The sequence below is a fragment of the Deinococcus aquatilis DSM 23025 genome, assembly GCF_000378445.1.
Classification (GTDB): Bacteria; Deinococcota; Deinococci; order Deinococcales; family Deinococcaceae; genus Deinococcus; species Deinococcus aquatilis.
The window spans coordinates 1-18,083 of record NZ_KB899701.1 but is presented as its reverse complement, the minus strand read 5'-3'; the positions used below and the strand labels follow the sequence as shown (position 1 = coordinate 18,083).

The window sequence follows — 18,083 nt, the reverse complement described above, 5'->3', positions numbered from 1 at the left end:
CCCCCTACTGTATTGCCTTCCCCAAGAATTCACTAGAGAAGCTCAACTGTAGAAACCTATTGGGAGCAACCTGATCGCCACAAGAGGTCAGCGTGGGAGGAAACAGGGGCAAGGCAGGCGGCAGGAGAATGGACGCCACCTGTGACCCTGTTGATCTTGTACGGGTGATCTGTACGGGAAACACTGGCGATGTGACCTGTGTCCTTCTTGCCCAGTCGTGCGGCCTGTATAATGCCGGGTTGAAGCCTCCGCGCCCCCTTGACGGCCTCTTTTCACAAGAACCTAGGGCGTGGCGCGTGAGCGAGCAGGCATCAAGACTGAGCAAGATCAAGACCACACAGCAGGATGAGGCGGCGGGCGGCTCCGACGGGAGCCAACACACGGCGCGAGGAGAACACATGACGGCAACAACTGAGCGGCTCCCGGAAAGCATGCTGATCGCCCCCAAAAAAGTAGGATTCATCAGCCTCGGCTGCCCCAAAGCGCTGGTGGACAGCGAGCGGATTCTGACCCAACTGCGGGCTGAGGGGTACGAAGTGGCTCCAAGCTACGCCGACGCACACGCCGTCATCGTAAATACCTGCGGCTTTATCACGCCCGCCGTGGAAGAAAGTCTGAATGCCATCGGCGAGGCGCTGGACGCCACGGGCCGCGTGATCGTGACCGGATGCCTGGGCGAGCGGCCCGAAAAGATTCTGGAGCGCCATCCCAAGGTGGCGGCCATTACCGGATCGGAAGCCGTGGATGACGTGATGGAGCATGTGCGGCGGCTGTTGCCGATAGAAACCGACGCCTTTACCGGGCTGTTGCCGGTGGCCGCCCCCGGCATGCGCCCCGACGTTCAGGTGCCCACCCGAGAAGACACCCGCCACGGCGACGTTTTTGCGCCCAGCGTGCGCCTGACGCCCCGGCATTACGCCTACGTCAAGATTGCCGAGGGCTGCAACCACACCTGCTCGTTCTGCATCATTCCCAAGCTGCGCGGCCTTCAGGTCAGCCGGGATGCGGGCGCAGTGCTGTACGAAGCCTTCCGGCTGGTGGCGGGCGGTACCAAGGAACTGATGGTGATTTCGCAGGACACGAGTGCTTATGGCGTGGACGTGCGCCACCGTGAGAGCGAGTTTCAGGGCGAGCAGGTGCGTGCCCACCTGACCGATCTGGCCGTGAAACTGGGCGAGATGGGCGCGTGGGTGCGGATGCATTACGTGTACCCCTACCCGCACGTAGACCGGATCGTGGAGCTGATGGCGCAGGGCAAGATTCTGCCTTATCTGGATATTCCCTTGCAGCACGCCTCGCCTAAAATTCTGCGTTCCATGCGGCGTCCGGGGGCGGGCAAGCAGCTCGATACCATCCGGCGTTGGCGCGAGATCTGCCCGGAACTGGTCATCCGGTCTACGTTTATCGTGGGTTTTCCCGGCGAAACCGAAACCGAGTTTCAGGAACTCCTGACCTTCCTGGAAGACGCCCGCCTGGACCGCGTGGGGGCCTTCCCCTACAGCGATGTGGATGAGGCCGACGCCAACAAGCTGGAGGGTGCGGTGCCGCAGGACGTCAAGGAAGAACGGCTGGCCCGCTTTATGGAAGTGGCGCAGCGCATCAGTGCCGAAAAGCTGGCCGAGAAGGTGGGCCGCGTGATGGACGTGATCATCGACGAGTTCAACGACGATGAGGACGACGCTCCCGGCACCCGCCTGATTGGCCGCACCAAGGGCGACGCCCCCGGCATCGACGGTCAGGTGTACCTGTTTGCAGGCGAACTGGCCGGACAACTGAAAATTGGTGACATCGTGAAGGCCCGCATCGAGGACAGCGACGAATACGACCTCTACGGTGAGGTGCTGGAGCGCCCGGAATGGAAGCCCAACGTGCCGCAACTGGGGCATTTCGGGAAACACTGATACGGACTGAGGGGCTGATTCTCCTCCAACGCACGGGCGGGCGGCATGAGCTGACCCGCCTGACTTGTCTTCAGGGCATCCACACCGCAAAAAATAAGGCCATGCCTTCCCGGTCAAGTGGTTCCGTGTTCTCCGTGTTGTTGCTGCTGGTGGCCCTGGGCCTGTTGTTGCTGGCAGGTGTGCAGTCGTGGCGCTCGGTGCGGGCGGCGACCTGGCCGACGACCTCCGGCACCGTGACCCGCAGCTGGCTGGAACCCAGCGGCGGCAGTGGCGGACGCAAACGCATCTGGACGCCCCATGTGGCCTACACCTACACCGTCGGCGGCGTGCCCTACAGCGGTGAGCGCCTGACCTACGGCACGCCCGGCAACAGTGACTACGGCCAGCAACAGCGCGGGCTGAGGCGCTATCCGGTAGGCGGCGTGGTGCGCGTGCATTACGCGCCCGGCACCCCACAGGAAAGCGTGCTCGAATCCGGCCTGCGCGGTATCCCGTGGATGACCTTCGTGGTAGGTATCATCGTTTTGATGATCTCCGGCTGGGCGCATAGGAGCCGGTAAATACCCCGGCCCTGACAGACCCGTGTGACGCCCTTTCCCCTACACTCTCCGGGTGAATCTCGACCTCTTCGTGGTGGTGTGCGCTGCCGTCTTCGGCCTGCTGGTCGGCTCGTTTTCCAACGTGCTGATCTGGCGGCTCCCACGCGGCGAAAACATCGCCTTTCCGCCCAGCCACTGTCCACACTGCAACCACGCACTCAGCCCACTAGACCTCATTCCTGTCGCCTCCTGGGTCGCCCTGGGCGGCAAGTGCCGTTATTGCCGTGCCCCCATCAAGCGGCGGTATCCGGTGGTCGAACTGCTGACCGGCCTCGGCTACGGCGTCATTGCCGCGCTCTTTCCACTGGCCGTGTACGGCGTGGGCACGCTGGGGCTGATGGTGCTGTTTACGCTGCTGCTGGTCGCCAGCGCCATTGATCTGGACACCTACACCATTCCCGATGAACTGACGCTGCCGGGAGTGGGACTGGGCCTGATCTTTGCCTTTTTTGGGGCGCGGGCAGCGGGGGCCGAGTACGACCTGCCCAACCTGCCGGAAGCAGTGAACGGAGCGCTGTTGGGCGCGGGCTTACTGGTCACCATCGACGTGCTGGCTTCGTGGGTGCTGCGGCGCTTTAGGGAACGGCAATACCCGGACTTTCCCATCGGCTACCAGCAGATCAGCCTGGCGTTGCTGGCGGGAGCATGGTTGGGGCCGTGGTGGGGCGCGGGCGTGGGCCTTCTATCGGTGGGCGTGAATCTGGCGGCGCGGCGCGTGGTGCGGGTGCCCGAACTGCTGACCGTCGGCGGCTTTCTGGTCAGCGTGATGTTGGGCAGCGCGGGCTACGGCATGGGCCTGATCCTGATGGTTCAGGGCGCACTGGCCGCAGCGGGCGCGGTGTCCCTGGTGGCAGGGCTGTACTGGTGGTGGCAATACCGGGGCTCGGCCAAAGCGGAAGCCGACGCCCCCACCGAAAACGACACCCCCTACGACCCCAGCGCGATGGGCTTTGGTGATGTCAAACTGGCCGCCGTCATCGGCGCATTCCTGGGCTGGGAACGGCTCCTGGTGGCCGTGGTGGTGGCCGTGGTCGCCGGGGCCTTGTTCGGCATCGTGCAACTGGCCCTCAAGAGCGAAAACCGCGTCAAGTTCGGGCCATATCTGGCGCTGGGCGCAGTGGTGGCCCTGATCTGGGGGGCGGCGATTGTGGAAGCGTACCGGGGAATGCTGGGCCTATAGGCATCATCACTCAAGGCAACAGGCCCCGTGTCAGCGCGACATCCGGGGCCTGAGTTTTTTTGAGCGCTTCGGCTTACGCTTCCGGCTGGGCAACCACCGTGATTCGCTGGCCCTGCCGCACACGGTTCAGGCGCACGTCGGCCAACACGGTCACTTGTACCCGCGCTGCGTTGGCCGCGTCCTGGGCCACCGTCTGCACGAACAGTTCCATATCGCGCACCACGGGATGGGCAAAAAAAGCGTCGATGTAGGTATCCAGACTGAACAGTTCCAGCAGCCATTCCCCCGCCTGATAACTGACGGTCAGGGTGCTGCCGGGGGCCGGATTCTGGGTGGCTGGGCACAGTTCGGGCAGATGCAGGATGTGTTCCACGAGGGTGGGCAACTGGGGGCGGGCGTTGGCGATGGTCTTCAGCAGTTCGGCAGGTACGCTGATGGTTTCAGGAGCACTTTGCGGCTCGGGCTGGCCTGCCTGCGTGACGGGGCACTTATTCACGACGTGGCGGTACGCTGGGCGACGCGCACCCGGAAAGCGAACAACGCGGCGATCAGGTACTTGGCGAGAATGTCGGCAAAGATGATCTGGGCGATGTCGCGGGAACTCATATCGCCGTAGAAGGCCAGCAGCGTAAAAAGGATGGAATCCAGCGGCACACTGACGGCGTTGCTGGCGAGCACCCGCGTCCACCAGTTGCGGTGAATCAGGCTCTGATAGACGCCCGTATCGGCCAGTTCGCCCACCAGAAGTGCCAGAAACGAAGCGCCGATAAAGCGCCAGGGCGTCCCCGTGAACAGGGCAAATAAGGTATTGACCAACAACGCCAGCGCAATGGCGATATACACGGCCCGCAGCCCGCCCGCCCGGTGAATCCGGTCACGAAGCGTGAATACGGCAGCAAAAAAGATGGTGCCCACGCTCAACAGGCCGAAGAGCGGCAGGGGAATAAAAGTATTGAGTGTCACATTGGCGAGCAAAATGCTCAGCGCGTACAGGGCAATCAGCAGCAGCGGAAGCGCCGCCACCCGCCCAGTCAGATTCCCCTGCGGCAGGTCCCGCTCTGATCCATCACGATTGTTTCTCATACAGCCTCCAGCCGCAGCGACAACACAGGTCACGGGCAAGCAGAAAGCGTAGCAGGAATAGGGTGGCAGGAAGGAGCAAGAGGCACGGATACCCCCGTTGCTGCCCAGCGTTTCCTTGGGCAGAGGAGTGTCCTGCCGCTGGCCCTGCTCACAAACGCTGTGCAGTCAGTGCTATGCCCTCAGCGTTTGCGGCCAAACACCGATGGAGACGGCGTGGGGGCAGCGCTTGTCTGGTACTCGCGCACAGCGGCATGCAGCCACTCGGGCGTGCGGTTGTCGAAGCTGGAAGCGGGCATCCATTCGGCGCTGTACAGTTCGGCGGGTTGCGGATTCAGGATGCCGGAGCAGTATTCGGTGCCAAAAATCAGGTACAGGCGGCTGCCCTCCTGCCCCGATTCGGTGCCGCGTGCGGCGTGGCTGCCCACCAGGCGCAGGTCGGACACCGAGATTCCAACCTGGGCCAGCAGAGCGCGGCGCAGACTCAGTTCAGCCACCCCGCTGCCCGCCTCTGCACTGAGCAACAGCCCCGGCAGACCGTAATTGCCACCCGGCAAGAGGGGACGGCGCGGGCGCACCAGCAGATACTGGTTGCGCTGCTGCACGAGGGCGAACACACCCACCTGATAGGTGACGGGCACAGTGCGTTCTGGTGGGGGCGTGGTCACAGCTTCTCCTGAGATGAGGACGGTCAGACGGCTTGTGTCCGCCAGGCGAACGGCCCCTGGTCTGGTGGCCTGAATTCAGCGGCCCGAATGCGGCGGCCTCAGTCTAACGGTTCAGCTTGGGCACACGCCACACCCGCCGCCCATCCGCGCCGCAGCGGAGAAACCAGTTCCTGCGCCTCCAGGCAACCGGCCAGTTGCCAGAAGGCCGCGTCGTGCGCTGGGTTCGTCCAGGCAGGAGACTGCACGAGCAGCACGCCGCTGACCTCCGCCGGATCGGGCAGACCGTCGGTGGGATGGGCCATCCGGCGCAGGGTGAGGCGGGAGAGCGGATCGGGGGGCAGAACAGCAGAGATTTCGCTGTGGGTGCGCTCCAGATCAAAGCCCTCGGCCACGGCCAACCCCGCATGCCAGGCCGGATACAGACAGCCGTAGCGCCCGATCAGGCCCGCGCCGAGGCCGAGGCCTGCCCAGTTGCCGGGCCGCACCCGCGTTCCGTCTCCACTGCGACTGGCAAGGTCGTGGTGGGAATCGATGTTCAGCACGTCGTTGGGAACTCCGCTGTGCCGGGCCTGCTCTTCCAGCCAGCCCCAGGCATCAGCGTGAGACAGCGTGACCCATGCCGGACACCCCGCGTAGCGCTCCAGTGCCTCCCAGCCGGGATACAGCGGATAATCGGCATCCAGCGGCGTCCAGCCTCGGGCCTGCGGATCGCGCCTCAGGGTGCGGGCCTGCCACGCTTCCTGACGGTCTGCGGGCAGGTCGCGGGTGCCCCAGATCGGCGCGTCGAACACGAGGTCGGCGCACCCGCTGTAGGCGTCCCAGTCGATGCTCAGCAGCATGGGTATGGGTGGTGGAGTGTCAGGCGGTGAAGGGGCATGGCGGCCCCATTATCCGCGCCGGGGTGGGGCCAGCGACAACTCTGCCCGGCCCTCATGCTCCGGGATCAAATTCCAGCACCCAACTGACACTGGCTGGGTCGCGCACGAAGCCGAAGCGGTCGTTGATAGCCAGCATGGGCGCGTTGTCGCTGGCGTTATCGGTTCGCAGGAACACCGGACCGCCCGCCTCTGCCGCCAATGCACGGGCCACCCGCAGAACGTGCAATTTCAGCAGCGTGGCGACGCCCTGCCCGCGCCAGTCCCGCGTGACCCCGGTCAATCCGGTCAGCAGGTCGGCACTGGCTTCAGACCGGAAGAGGGTGGATTGGCCGATCCATTGGCCGCCGGGAGCCTGTGCGATCAGGTAGGCTTCCGGCAACAGGCCTGGGTCGTTCAGCACGCCCTCCAGAAACACTTCAAAGGTCAGTGGGGTGGCAGGCTCGGAGCGCGGCACATCCTGACGCACATCGCACATCAGGGCGTGCAGGCGCTCGGGCAGGTCGGGTGTCTGGGCCGCACGCAACTCCGCGAGGCTGCGAACGCGCACGCCCAGAGCCGTCAGACGCGCTTCGGTAGGCAAAAACAGCGTTTCGTCGAAGGGATGCTGGTTCAGGTGGCCTTCACTCAGGTTCAGGGCGCTGGTGAAATACCGCTTGCCGGGAGTAAAGCCGCGCCGGGTCAGGAAGAAGGAGGCCACCGGATGATCCTCGCGAGCCAGCGTGCGTACCGACAGGGCCTGCCAGCCGCGCAGTTGACCCAGCAGCGGCTCCCAGAGCGCCGCGCCTGCGCCCTGCCCCTGACGGTCGGGACGCACCGCCAATTCCAGCATGAAGCGTTGCGGGTGGTACATGCCCGGATTTTGAGACAGCAGGCCCAGCCCCACCACCTCGCCGTTTTCGGCCTGAGCCAGCAGCGCCGTATGACGGTAGCCCCAGGCGGTCTGCTGCGCCGTCTGGTGTTGCAACTCGGGGCCACTGAAGGGGTCGTGCGGGTGGGCCGCAGTCCACACCTCGGCAGCGGCGTTCCAGTCACCGTCTTCGACAGGACGCACCGACCAGGCGCTCATTGTTGGTCGGCGGCCTCCAAAAACCGCTGCATCTCTATCCAGGCGGGTTCCTTCACGAATCCCAGCCGCTCGTTGATCTTCAGCATGGGGAGGTTAGAGCTGGCGTTGCCCGTCCAGATTGTCCTCGCCCCCCGCACACGGGCCTGCTCGATGGATTTCAGCTTCAGCGCCAGCGCCAGCCCCAATCGGCGGTGGGCACGAACCGCCCCGGTCAGGCCCGTGTTCAGGCGGCCCTCGTCGGCAGGGTCAAGCCACTGTTCGGTGAGGGCCGCCACCTCACCGCTGGCCTCATGCACCGCCATCAGCACCGCTTCCGGCCAGAACTGCGGGTGCGTTTCGCGTTTGCGGAACTCGGTTTCTATGATGGGCGTGGCTTCCGAGGTACGCGGCACATCGGCGCGGGCCTGCGCGAATCCGGCAAAGTAGGCGGCCCACGCCGCGTCCACGCCACGTTCGGCCATCAGATCGGTCAGAGAGACGGCGCGGTAGCCGGGGGGCAGTTGGGCAGCGGCGGCAAACGGCGTGGGATCGAACTGCTGAACGTCCAGCACATTGTCGAAAAAGCGCATGGCCTCGGCAAAACCCCAGTGCGCCAGAAATGCGAGGCCACGGGGCCGGTCTTCCTGGGTGCCGGCCATCAACTCGCGTGCGCCGCGCTTCCGCAGGTGTGCCCACAGCGCTTCAGCCAGGGCACGCCCCACGCCCCGGCCCTCGGCTTGCGGCAACACCATCAGTTCAAGGTGGTAGCGGTCAGGATCGAACATACTCGGCCACTGCGCCGCCGACGCCGCCCCGACCATCCCTCCGGCCTGATCCTCGGCCACCAGCCGGTACAGATGAGGCCGAAGGGGATGTTGCCGCAACTGATCGTCGCCGTGCCGCAGATACTCGGCAGTGACGGTCTGGTGCGGCCACACCTGCTGTTGCAGCGCCGCCAGAGCCGAATAATCGGCGTCGGTGGCGGGGCGAATCTGAAGGGTGAGGGGAAGCGTGGCGGTCATTTCGTTTCTCCGGTGGATTCTTCTGCCCCCGCCAGTTGCAGTTCGTAGCGCAGATGAGTCGGCCCCCGCACAAAGCCCAGCGCCTGATTCATGCCCAGCATGGCTACGTTCGGCGCGTCGTTGAAGGTGCGGATTTCGCCGCCGCCGTGGGCATTCAGCGCCTGCATCGCCGCCACTTTCAGGGCCTTGGCGACCCCCTTGCCCCGGTCTTCGCGTCGCACGCCCGTCATGCCGATCACGTAAAACCCCGAAGGATTTTGCATCAGCGTGGAATAGCCCACGTAATCTCCGGTGAGGGGGTCGTTCAGGCCGGGGCGCACCGCCACAAAAGAGAAGTCGGCGCTGAAAGTGGGGTCTTCCAGTTCCTGCTTTTCCCACGCCTCGAAGGGCCGTTTGGTCAGGGCCGTGCCCATCGGGACATCCTGAAACAGCAGCCAGTCCAGCTCCCAGAGTTGGCGGTTGCGCTTGGGGTCGGCAGCCAGAGACGCCACCGAATGCAGCTCTATGCCGTGCGCGGCCACCGACTGCATCAACGGGCCGAAGCGCGACAGATCCGTCTCGGAGGTCTGAATCCGGCTCTCGAACCGCTCCCAGACCACCTTCCAACCACGTGCGGCAAGGAAGGCGCGGCCCGCCTCGTGGTGCGCCCCATCCGACAGCATGGTGCGAACTTCCCGCGCTCCACGCGCCTGCACCCGCGCCAGCAACTCCCGGTACATCGCCCCGCCCACGCCCTGCTCGCGGGCCTCCGGGTGAACGCTGAAATTGCCCCAATAGCGCCATTCCTCGAAGGCAAAATCATCGTGCCCAACGCGGCCCACACCCACCACGCGCCCACCCTGCTCGGCCACCAGATCGGTGCGGAACAGGTTGGGGTCTTCGGCCTCATCCCACGTCTGGAGCAGTTCGGGCGTCACGGGCCACTCTGGGTTGGCGGCGCTCAGCACCCACGCGGCGTCCACGTAATCGCCGGGAATGCGGAACTCGCGCAGATGAAAGGTGGGCGGGCTGGCCGGGGTGGAAACATCTGTAGGAGAAACGGTGGAATCGGTCATGCCTCTATGCTGAAGGATGGACGGTGGGAAGCGCATCGGCCAAGAAACGTAGCGGGGCAGGAAGTGGGTTGTAGGGAGTAGGAAAAGAGAACCACCCCAGTTTCAGCCCAGTTTTTCTTTTGCCTTTCCTATTGCCCACTCACCACTGACCACTGACGGGTTTTCCCCCTATCCTGACCCCCATGACTCATACTCCTGCTTCACAGCCCGTCCGCCTCAAGCTCCTGCTGATCCTGCCGCACCCCGACGACGAGGTGTACGGCGCGTCCGGCACGCTGATGACCCTGCTGTCCGAGGGCCACAGCTGCGGCCTCGTGACCCTCACGCACGGCGAGGCGGGGCGCACGCTGGGCCTGTGCGAGACGCCGCAGGAACTGGCGCGGATGCGGGACGTGGAACTGCGGGCCTGCCTGGAAGTGATCGGGCTGACCACCACCCCCGGCAGCAGCTTCGAGCAGCACGATTTTCCCGACAAGTACCTGAAAGATCAGCCCCTGGAACCTCTGATCGAAACGGCCCGCGAGGCCATGACGCGCCACCGCCCCGAAATCGTGCTGACCTTTCCGCCCAACGGCAGCAACGGCCACCCTGACCACATCACTACCCACCGCGCCGTAAAAGCCGCCTGGGACGCCCTGCCCGAAGAAGACCGCCCGCGCCTGTGGTACTACGCCAGCAATACCGCCCCCGAAAATGAGGCGCTGCTGGCCGAATGGCTGCCCGCCAACCTGAGCCGCGACGTGACGCCCTTCGTGACGCGCAAGCTGCAAGCCATCGCCTGCCACCGCACGCAGGCCCTCAGCACGGTGGACTTTATCCGCAAGTTTCCAGAACGGATTATGGAAGAAACGTTTTACGAACTAGGGATGTAAAAAGGGCAGGGGTGTAAAAAGAAAGATCGTGGATCGTGGGAAAGACCAAACCACGATCCACGTTCTACGGTCCGTCCTCAGTCTTCCCACTCCGCTACCGGCACGAAATCTACTCCCTCTCCCGTCGTGCCCGTCACGTTGTACCGTTTGTCGAACGTGACCAGCAGTTCGCCTCTGTCGAAATGCTGGGGCGAAACGACGGCCTTGCGGAACAAATAGTTGCCGTCATCGTCAAGGCCGATGTGGGCACTTTTGGTAAACCGGAATTCCACGATTTCGCCGTGCCGTTTGGTGCGGACCCGTACGCGGTAGGTATGGGCGTCATCTTGCTTGACGTTGGGATTCTTGCCGCCTGATTTTTTGCCGAACAGTCCGAACATGGTGATTCTCCTGAGAAAGGGGGAAGGGGGTGGGAACGCTGTTTTTCTGCTGTTTTTCTTAGACTTCCCGCAGCAACTCTGTCAGCAAAGCGACGTGTTGGGGCCAGCGGTCCAGACGGACATGTTCGTGGGTGGCATGTGCGCCGTCGCCGGGTGCGCCCAGACCGTCAAGGGTCGGAGACAGCGGGGCGGTGAAATTGCCGTCGCTGCCGCCACCGACCACCGCTTCACTGAGCTGGAAGCCGAGGCTGCCTGCCAAAGCCTGCGCCCGTGCATACAGCGCCAGCGTCTGCGGGCCGCGCTCGAAGGGAGGACGGTTCAGGCCGCCGCCGAGTTCCAGCCGAACACGGGGATCGCTGGAAGTCAGGGCCTGCATACTGGCGGTTACGCGCTCGCCCTCGGCCAGGGTGCTGACCCGCACATCCACTTCCAGGGTGCAGCGGGCCGGAATGACGTTCACAGCGCTGCCACCCCGGATCAGGCCCACGCTGACCGTGGTTCCCGCTTCCGGCTGGGCCAGCGCATGAATGGCCGGAATCAGGCGGGCGGCCTCGGCAATGGCGCTGGCTCCTTCCTCCGGCTTGTTTCCGGCATGACTGGCAACCCCGTGCAGGGTCAGCACAAAAGAGCCGACGCCCTTGCGGCCCGTTTTGAGGGCGTGGGTATCGGCCACAGGCGGCTCTACCACCAACACGGCGCGGGCTTGGCGGGCGGCAGCCTCGATGTGGGCGCGGCTGCTATGAGAACCGATTTCCTCGTCAGGGGTGATCAGCAGGCGAATACCGCCCAGAGGCCAACCCCCAGACGCGTGTAAGGCACGCAGGGCATGAATGGCCGACACGATTCCGGCTTTCATGTCGTAGGTTCCGGGGCCGTACACACGGTCGCCCTCGACCCGGAACGGCATGCCCTCCAGCGTGCCTTGCGGCCAGACGGTATCGGCATGGGTCAGGATCAGGGCAGGGCGCTGCTGCTCTCCGAACTGAAAAGAGCGCGTGCCGCCCGCCAGATTCTCCACCTCGGCTCCGAGGGCACGCGCCCAGCCTTCCACCACGTCCATCACGCGGCTGATGGCCTGTGCGTCACCGGACGGAGATTCTATTTCGACCAGTTGGTGGAGATCGGGCAGCAGTTGGGCCACGTCGGGGAGGGAGGCGGGAGAGGTCATGCGGTCATGCTAGCGCCACCAGACAAAAAACACGCCGCCCACTGCAACAGACAGGTGGACGGCGGAAAAGTGCGGTTTCAGGACGGCAAACTTCAGGTCAGCAGCAGCACTTGCTGGGGGTCGGCCCGCACGACGGCGCGGCCCCGCATATACAGGTCGTTGAGTGCCTGAGAGCCGAAAATGCGGGCCAGACGCGTGCTGGTCAGTTCGATGGTGCGGCCGCCGATCTTCAGGCGAACGATGTCGATGGTTCCGGGAACCCATGTACAGGAAAGTTCTTGCATGGTCAACCTCCAAGGTGGCGTTACTCCGCCAAGAAGCGAGACGGTGGGGGTTGGGGCGAGGTCAGAAAATGGAAGCAGACAGAAGGGCACGCCGTACGAAAACAGTGCGTACCTGGGGGCAATGGCCTTGCCGGGCCTGCGTGCCCAGAGGGCAATACAGGCGGTGAAAACCGGTAAGACAAGCATAAGATTTCCAATTGCGAGAAAGGAAAGAACAAATAGGATTCGTCTTGAGAGAGCGATCATAAATCTCTGGCCCGCTCTCCCGAGCCTGCATTTGTGCACGTTGTGGACGAATACAAACCTGAGCCGAAGCTGACGAAAGATGTGAAAGCTTCACAGAACACCCAAGTGTTCTAGGCAAATTGGGGCAAATGTTGCAAAGCTCAGTCAGGAGCTTCGGCCCCAAATCACATTCCATCTCTCCGCTTTTCTGCCTCGCCGGAATGTGCTTGACTGCGGAGGTGATTCCCACCAATTCAGGAGCCGCTTCATCGGTTCAGGCCGGAGCCGCGCAGCCAGATTCTCTGCTGGGCCTGCACTTCCCCTCTGATCCGCAACTCTCGCCAGATGGACGGCAGGTGGCCTTCGTGCTGACCCGTAGCGAGGAAGAAGATCCGCGCAAACCTGATCCGGCCTATGCCAGACCGCGTCTGCGTTCGCAGATCTGGCACTCGGACGGCGGGCAGGCCGTACTGCTGACACGTGGAGAAGGCAGCGACGCCTCGCCCCGCTGGTCGCCGGATGGAGCAACCCTGGCCTTTACGCGGGCCGCTGCTGGAGCGAAGCCGCAGTTGTACCTGCTGCCCCTGTCGGGTGGGGAGGCCCAGCGGATCACGGACTTCGAGCATGGTGTGCAGGACGTGCAGTGGAGTCCCGACGGCCAATCATTGACCTTCCTGAGTCTGGGCAACGACGAGGACAGGCGCGACGAACGCGGCGAGGCGCGGGTGATTACGCGCCCCCGCTACCGCTTCAATGGCCGCGACTGGCTCCCCGAGACGCCTGCCCGGTTGTGGCGTTACGACCTGACCGCAGAAGAATTGACCGAGTGGCACGCGCCCGCTGTAGAAATCAGTGGCTATGCATGGTGGCCCGATTCGCACGGCGTGGTGTTCGCCTCCAGTACCGATGAACTGGCGGCCAGCCAGTGGCGGCAGGAACTCTTTACCCTGACCCTGGCAGGCGAGGTCAGCCAATTTGGACGCTGGAATTCCTCTCTTTCGGCGCTGGCCCCGCACAAGGGTGGGCAGCGTGTGGCCGTGGTGGGCCGACCTGAAGGTAAAGGCAGCCCCGAAGACGACCATCTGTTCGTGCTACATGAGGACGGCACTTCGACTCGGGCGGATACAGGCTGGGATTTTCCGGTGGGCCAACTGGTGGGCGGAGACTGCCACGTGGGGTCCTTTCCTGTCCGCCCCGTGTGGCAGGGCGAAGAACTGTTGGTTCTCAGTACGGTGGGCGGCAGTTGCGGCCTGTTCCGGGTGGGGCCGGACGGGACGGTCACAGCGCACGACCACCGACCGGAAGGTGTTGTTTCGGCCTTTACCAGCGTGGGCAACGGCCTCGCGCTGATCCGCGAGAGTGCCACGCAGTTTCCTGAGGTGGAACTGAACGGCGTTGCTGTGACCGACCTGCACGCCCGTCTGCCCTTCGCCGCCCGCACGCCCGAACGGGTTCCTTTTTCCACTGACGCCGGAGAGGGAGAAGGCTGGGTGCTGCTGCCGGAGGGTGAGGCCCGCGTGCCCGCCCTGCTCAGCATTCACGGCGGGCCGCATACCGCCTACGGTCACGCCTTCATCCACGAATTTCAACTCCTGGCCGCACGTGGCTACGGCGTTACCTACAGCAACCCTCGCGGGAGCGTGGGCTACGGGCAGGCATGGTCGAGCGGCAACTACGGGCGCTGGGGCAGCGTGGACTACGATGACCTGATGGGCTTTTTCGAGACGGCGCTGGCCGCCTTTCCCCGGCTGGACGGCCAGAATGCAGCCGTGATGGGCGGCAGCTACGGCGGCTATATGACCAACTGGATCACGGGCCACACCGACCGCTTCCGGGCCGCCATCACTGACCGGAGTATCTGCAATCTGGTGTCCTTCAGCGGCACTTCCGACATCGGCCTGCGCTTCTGGCACGATGAACTGGGCCTGAACGCCCACCGCAGCGCCGACGCCGAGCGGCTGTGGGCCATGAGTCCACTGAAATTTGCCGAGCATGTGCAGACGCCTACCCTGATCGTGCATAGCGTGCTGGATCACCGCTGCCCCGTAGAACAGGCCGAGCAGTGGTACGCCGCCCTGACCCAGATAGGCGTGCCCGTGCGGATGGTGCGCTTTCCCGGCGAAAATCACGAACTCAGCCGCTCTGGTCGCCCTGACCGCCGGATTCAGCGTCTGGAAGAGTACCTGGGGTGGCTGGACCGGTATCTGGGAGCGGATCAGCCCGAATAGAGCGTTTTGTCGGGAGTCGGTTGCGGAAAGCGGCAAGGGATTGACGGTCTGGGGGCTAAGGCAAGATGAGGGCGCTTGCTTATGGCCCTTTCGCCCGCTGCCCAGTGGACCGGAAAAGCTGTAAATCGGCGGGCCTGTTGGCTTTAGACCTTCCTCAGACCCTTTGACGTTTCCAAGTCCAATCAATAGCAAAGAGGGCCGGAAATCAATCCCGGCCCTCTTACTGATTCAGGTCCTACTCAAAAGATTTAGTCTTCGTCGCGGCGCTTGTTGTTGTCCCAGCCCCGGTCGGGGCGAGCGCGGGGACGATCCGTGCTGGCGTCAGCACCCTCGCGGGGGCGGAATTCGCTCGGCGCGGAAGGAGCGCGGTCTTCACGGGGGCGGAAGTTGCTGCCTTGGTAGCCGCCGCTGCCCTGTCCACCACGGTCTTCGCGGGGACGGAAGCCGCCGCCCTGACCGCCACGGTCGCCGCCGCCCTGATAGCCGCCCTGGCCACCACGGTCTTCACGGGGACGGAAGCCGCCACCCTGACCGCCACGGTCGCCGCCACCCTGGTAGCCGCCCTGGCCGCCGGGTCGGAAGCCACCACGGTCGCCGCCACCCTGATAGCCGCCCTGGCCGCCACGGTCTTCACGGGGACGGAAGCCGCCGCCCTGACCACCACGGTCGCCACCACCCTGATAGCCGCCACGGTCTTCGCGGGGACGGAAGCCGCCACTCTGACCGCCACGGTCGCCGCCGCCCTGATAGCCGCCACGGTCTTCACGGGGACGGAAGCCGCCACCCTGACCACCACGGTCGCCGCCGCCCTGATAGCCGCCACGGTCTTCGCGGGGACGCTCCTCACGGGGCTTGTCCTCACGGGGCTTGAATCCGGTGGTCTGGGCACCCTGCGCCTCGCGCATTTCGCGCACTTCACGGCGCAGGCCACGCAGTTCCTTGCCCTGCGCTTCCATCAATTCCTTCAACTCGCCCAGCAGGGCCAGCAGGTCATCGGCGTCGATGTACTCGTCTTCGCCTTCCTCGTCCTCTTCGCCTTCACCCTCGGCGCTCAGGCCGCGCTCGGCTTCTTCTTCCTGTGCATCCAGCACGGGGTCTTCGTCGGGTTCGCCTTCCAGCTGGGGCAGGATGTCGCGCAGTTCGGCGGGGGTTTCCTGCACGGGGGATTGCGCGGCTACGGCCTGCGCGTCAGTGTCGTGCTGTGCCGGATTCTGCCCGTCGGTGGGGGCGTCCATGCGCTGTTCATTGTTGTCGGTCATGCGAATACTCCTTTTTCCTGCGCTCTTCGCTGCGCTGTTCGTGCGCAAAAAAGCGTGGATCGTACCCCGCAGTCTAACACCACTGGAGGCCTCTTCTGTTGTTTCATATTAGAGAGGGTTCAAAACTCGGCCAGTTCGGTACTCAGCGGCGGAACAGACTCCGCAGCACAGGCCGCAGCACCACGAACAGCAGGAAGCCGGTCCCGACGCCGCACAGCAGGGCCAGAAACGGATTCAGGTTCAGGCCCATCCACAGCGCCACAAACGTGAAGACCCCACCAAATGAGCCGATCAGGGTCGCCAGTCGCCGAGCATTGTCGTCAGGTTTCCAAGACTCTAGATCCATGACACTACCCTGTCATATTTGATACAGATGAATGCCCCAATTTGATTTGAGACCGGTAGATGCTCTGTTAACGGCATAGCTTATACAGACTGGCGTGACTTCCACACTTCCGAAAAAGCGTTATGGGAACGTAGGTTCTCGGTAATCCTCACCATATGGGACTTCCGTCAGGGTTAAGTTACCCAGCCGTCTTATACTGAGCTTCATGAAACGTGCCGTGCTGACCACTCTCGCCCTGCTTGCCGCTGCGACGGCGTCGGCCCAGACTGCGCCCCGCACAGTCAATATCGGCCTCGGCTACATTCCCAACGTGCAGTTCACGCCGTTTTATGTGGCCGATACGCTGGGCTATTTCAAGGCAGAAGGCCTGAACGTCAAGTATCAGCACGGCTTCGTTTCTGAATTGATGCCGCTGCTGCTGCAGGGCAAACTGGACTTTATCGTGGGCGATCCCGAAGACGCCGTGTTCGCCCGCAATCAGGGTGCCCCGGTGAAGTACATCATGGCGATGTACCAGAAGATTCCAGTGACGGTCTTCAGCACCAAGCCGCTGAACAATGTGGCCGACCTGAAAGGCAAGACGCTGGGCATTCCCGGACCTTTCGGAAGCACCTATAACGCGGTGCAGGCTCTGCTGGACAGTGCAGGTCTGAAAGAAGGCAGCGACGTGAAATTGGCCAGCATCGGCTTTACGCAGCTCGACGCGGTGCGGGCCGGGCGCGTGGACGCCGCCGCCGGGTACGTCAACAACGAGGTGGTGCAGTTGCGGGCCGCTGGAACCCGCGTGTACACGCTGGACGTGACTGCGGCCTACCCGATGGTGGGCGCGGGCCTGATCACGCTCGACAAGAACCTGAAAACCGACCTCGCCCGCAAGGTGGTTCGGGCCAGCCAACGCGCCCTGAAATTCACAGTCACCGACCCCGCCCGCGCCTTCAAATTGGCGCAGCCCACCTTCGGCGCAGGGGGCGGCACGCTGGACATCCTGAAAGCCAGCACGCCCCTGATGACGGGCGCGTACACCCGCGTCAACGGCATCGGGGCCAGCGATCCGGGCGCATGGAACAAGGCCGTGGCCGCGCTGATCAAGCAGGGCAACCTGAGTGCCGGAGCCAAAGCCACCGACTTTTACACCAATACGCTGGTCAGCAAAACCATTCGCTGAGACAGATTCTGATTGAATCCATGAATCAACTCCTGCTCGCCCATTCAGGAGGGCATAGCAACCCTCCAACTGTCGCAAAAGCATGAGGACAGGGCCAGAATTCAGGTTGAGGCACAAGCCATCTCCGGCCTTCCAAGCACTGGTCTGAACAGTTTTGGGATTTTTCGGTGCTGGCGATGAGGGCAGTTGTCAAAAATATTGTTTGTTTTTGACCTAACAGAGGAACTGAACTAGGAAAAGCACTTGGGAGCATGGAAGCGTCAGCGAGAAAGACTGCTGACGCTTCCATTTGAACCAATGCTCTGAACACAGTGTTTTAGCTCCCCTCTCTTTGTGGGAGACTCGCAGGGCTACGAAGCAGAGGCTGGGAATGCCTCCAAGACGACCTATTCTCTATGCCCTATTTTTTCAAACCAATAACTGTACGAATCATTAGACCTCTTGCGAAAGTCATGACGGGCAGGCTCGGGTCAGGTTGCAGAGCGCGGCAATGAGTTGAACCCGGAGGGCGAAGCGACGCCGCCGATGTCGGTAGACGCCCTTCAACACGCGAAAGATCTTCATCCGCCGAATGACATGCAGGGTGTCCTGCCGGGTATGCGCCAGCACACGGTTTTCTTGGCGTTGGTCGGCGGAGAGGGGCGACGCTCGCGTCGCCTTATGGGTGGTGATGGCGTGCCCGTGGGTTCTCCAGAGGCCCTGATACCCGGCGTCCCCGATCAGGGCCG

General features: G+C 63.6%; 19 protein-coding genes. 6 read left to right on the top strand and 13 right to left on the bottom strand.

Features of this window, described 5'->3' with window-relative positions:
* Positions 1–398 precede the first annotated feature (398 nt).
* The 3 genes from rimO to F561_RS0105360 all read left to right on the top strand — a co-directional run bounded on the left by rimO (position 399) and on the right by F561_RS0105360 (position 3,680).
* Entirely contained in the window at positions 399–1,901 is a 1,503-nt protein-coding gene (rimO, locus tag F561_RS0105370; RefSeq protein WP_026298622.1) for a 30S ribosomal protein S12 methylthiotransferase RimO, read from the top strand.
* A gap of 125 nt (positions 1,902–2,026) precedes the next feature.
* Positions 2,027–2,461, top strand: a complete 435-nt coding sequence (locus F561_RS0105365) for a DUF3592 domain-containing protein (RefSeq protein ID WP_019008925.1) — start codon at positions 2,027–2,029, stop codon at positions 2,459–2,461.
* 52 nt (positions 2,462–2,513) lie between these two features.
* Positions 2,514–3,680: a prepilin peptidase gene (locus F561_RS0105360; RefSeq protein ID WP_019008924.1), complete on the top strand. Its 1,167-nt coding sequence runs from the start codon at positions 2,514–2,516 to the stop codon at positions 3,678–3,680.
* Positions 3,681–3,753: 73 nt separating this feature from the next.
* Here F561_RS0105360 and F561_RS0105355 read toward each other — a convergent pair whose 3' ends face one another.
* The 7 genes from F561_RS0105355 to F561_RS0105325 form a co-directional block, all read right to left on the bottom strand.
* Complete coding sequence (locus tag F561_RS0105355; protein WP_019008923.1) at positions 3,754–4,176, bottom strand: hypothetical protein; 423 nt, start codon at positions 4,174–4,176, stop codon at positions 3,754–3,756.
* Positions 4,173–4,763 (bottom strand): VUT family protein, encoded by a 591-nt coding sequence (locus tag F561_RS0105350; protein WP_019008922.1) that lies wholly within the window; start codon positions 4,761–4,763, stop codon positions 4,173–4,175. Before F561_RS0105350 ends, F561_RS0105355 begins: the two co-directional genes overlap by 4 nt.
* A 179-nt stretch (positions 4,764–4,942) precedes the next feature.
* Entirely contained in the window at positions 4,943–5,428 is a 486-nt protein-coding gene (locus tag F561_RS24860; protein WP_019008921.1) for an NUDIX hydrolase, read from the bottom strand.
* A 98-nt stretch (positions 5,429–5,526) separates the two neighbouring features.
* The gene (locus F561_RS24855) at positions 5,527–6,267 is read right to left on the bottom strand and encodes a hypothetical protein (protein WP_019008920.1); all 741 of its coding nucleotides are present in this window, start codon (positions 6,265–6,267) and stop codon (positions 5,527–5,529) included.
* A 91-nt stretch (positions 6,268–6,358) separates the two neighbouring features.
* Positions 6,359–7,372: a GNAT family N-acetyltransferase gene (locus F561_RS0105335; protein WP_019008919.1), complete on the bottom strand. Its 1,014-nt coding sequence runs from the start codon at positions 7,370–7,372 to the stop codon at positions 6,359–6,361.
* Complete coding sequence (locus tag F561_RS0105330; RefSeq protein WP_019008918.1) at positions 7,369–8,373, bottom strand: GNAT family N-acetyltransferase; 1,005 nt, start codon at positions 8,371–8,373, stop codon at positions 7,369–7,371. The genes F561_RS0105335 and F561_RS0105330 overlap by 4 nt, the downstream gene beginning before the upstream one ends.
* The gene (locus tag F561_RS0105325; protein ID WP_019008917.1) at positions 8,370–9,428 is read right to left on the bottom strand and encodes a GNAT family N-acetyltransferase; all 1,059 of its coding nucleotides are present in this window, start codon (positions 9,426–9,428) and stop codon (positions 8,370–8,372) included. Before F561_RS0105325 ends, F561_RS0105330 begins: the two co-directional genes overlap by 4 nt.
* Positions 9,429–9,610: 182 nt before the next feature.
* On the opposite strand from F561_RS0105325, the gene F561_RS0105320 reads away from it, so the two are divergent.
* On the top strand, positions 9,611–10,300 hold the full coding sequence (locus F561_RS0105320; RefSeq protein WP_019008916.1) for a PIG-L deacetylase family protein: 690 nt from the start codon (positions 9,611–9,613) through the stop codon (positions 10,298–10,300).
* Positions 10,301–10,377: 77 nt separating this feature from the next.
* Here the strand turns inward: F561_RS0105320 and F561_RS0105315 are convergent, their stop codons facing one another.
* The 3 genes from F561_RS0105315 to F561_RS0105305 form a co-directional block, all read right to left on the bottom strand.
* Positions 10,378–10,680, bottom strand: coding sequence for a hypothetical protein (locus F561_RS0105315; RefSeq protein WP_019008915.1), 303 nt, complete (start codon positions 10,678–10,680; stop codon positions 10,378–10,380).
* 58 nt (positions 10,681–10,738) lie between these two features.
* On the bottom strand, positions 10,739–11,848 hold the full coding sequence (locus F561_RS0105310; protein ID WP_019008914.1) for a M20 family metallopeptidase: 1,110 nt from the start codon (positions 11,846–11,848) through the stop codon (positions 10,739–10,741).
* 92 nt (positions 11,849–11,940) lie between these two features.
* The gene (locus F561_RS0105305; RefSeq protein WP_019008913.1) at positions 11,941–12,132 is read right to left on the bottom strand and encodes a hypothetical protein; all 192 of its coding nucleotides are present in this window, start codon (positions 12,130–12,132) and stop codon (positions 11,941–11,943) included.
* 446 nt (positions 12,133–12,578) lie between these two features.
* Between F561_RS0105305 and F561_RS0105300 the strand changes: the two genes are divergently transcribed.
* Complete coding sequence (locus tag F561_RS0105300) at positions 12,579–14,585, top strand: prolyl oligopeptidase family serine peptidase (protein ID WP_019008912.1); 2,007 nt, start codon at positions 12,579–12,581, stop codon at positions 14,583–14,585.
* Between the two features lie 248 nt (positions 14,586–14,833).
* Here F561_RS0105300 and F561_RS0105295 read toward each other — a convergent pair whose 3' ends face one another.
* Positions 14,834–15,844, bottom strand: a complete 1,011-nt coding sequence (locus F561_RS0105295) for a hypothetical protein (RefSeq protein ID WP_019008911.1) — start codon at positions 15,842–15,844, stop codon at positions 14,834–14,836.
* Between the two features lie 142 nt (positions 15,845–15,986).
* A complete protein-coding gene (locus F561_RS0105290) occupies positions 15,987–16,190 on the bottom strand; it encodes a hypothetical protein (RefSeq protein ID WP_019008910.1) in 204 nt (67 codons plus the stop codon).
* Positions 16,191–16,395: 205 nt separating this feature from the next.
* On the opposite strand from F561_RS0105290, the gene F561_RS0105285 reads away from it, so the two are divergent.
* Entirely contained in the window at positions 16,396–17,355 is a 960-nt protein-coding gene (locus tag F561_RS0105285) for an ABC transporter substrate-binding protein (RefSeq protein WP_019008909.1), read from the top strand.
* A gap of 450 nt (positions 17,356–17,805) precedes the next feature.
* Here the strand turns inward: F561_RS0105285 and F561_RS24850 are convergent.
* A partial coding sequence (locus F561_RS24850) for a transposase family protein (protein WP_019008908.1) occupies positions 17,806–18,083 on the bottom strand: 278 nt, incomplete at its 5' end.

Bases quoted from the DNA above. Each gene is read 5' to 3' on its own strand.
- rimO (WP_026298622.1), top strand. From the start codon at position 399: ATGACGGCAACAACTGAGCGGCTCCCGGAAAGCATGCTGATCGCCCCC.
- F561_RS0105350 (WP_019008922.1), bottom strand. From the start codon at position 4,763: ATGAGAAACAATCGTGATGGATCAGAGCGGGACCTGCCGCAGGGGAAT.
- F561_RS24855 (WP_019008920.1), bottom strand. From the start codon at position 6,267: ATGCTGCTGAGCATCGACTGGGACGCCTACAGCGGGTGCGCCGACCTC.
- F561_RS0105335 (WP_019008919.1), bottom strand. From the start codon at position 7,372: ATGAGCGCCTGGTCGGTGCGTCCTGTCGAAGACGGTGACTGGAACGCC.
- F561_RS0105330 (WP_019008918.1), bottom strand. From the start codon at position 8,373: ATGACCGCCACGCTTCCCCTCACCCTTCAGATTCGCCCCGCCACCGAC.
- F561_RS0105325 (WP_019008917.1), bottom strand. From the start codon at position 9,428: ATGACCGATTCCACCGTTTCTCCTACAGATGTTTCCACCCCGGCCAGC.
- F561_RS0105320 (WP_019008916.1), top strand. From the start codon at position 9,611: ATGACTCATACTCCTGCTTCACAGCCCGTCCGCCTCAAGCTCCTGCTG.
- F561_RS0105315 (WP_019008915.1), bottom strand. From the start codon at position 10,680: ATGTTCGGACTGTTCGGCAAAAAATCAGGCGGCAAGAATCCCAACGTC.
- F561_RS0105310 (WP_019008914.1), bottom strand. From the start codon at position 11,848: ATGACCTCTCCCGCCTCCCTCCCCGACGTGGCCCAACTGCTGCCCGAT.
- F561_RS0105305 (WP_019008913.1), bottom strand. From the start codon at position 12,132: ATGCAAGAACTTTCCTGTACATGGGTTCCCGGAACCATCGACATCGTT.
- F561_RS0105300 (WP_019008912.1), top strand. From the start codon at position 12,579: ATGTGCTTGACTGCGGAGGTGATTCCCACCAATTCAGGAGCCGCTTCA.
- F561_RS0105295 (WP_019008911.1), bottom strand. From the start codon at position 15,844: ATGACCGACAACAATGAACAGCGCATGGACGCCCCCACCGACGGGCAG.
- F561_RS0105290 (WP_019008910.1), bottom strand. From the start codon at position 16,190: ATGGATCTAGAGTCTTGGAAACCTGACGACAATGCTCGGCGACTGGCG.
- F561_RS0105285 (WP_019008909.1), top strand. From the start codon at position 16,396: ATGAAACGTGCCGTGCTGACCACTCTCGCCCTGCTTGCCGCTGCGACG.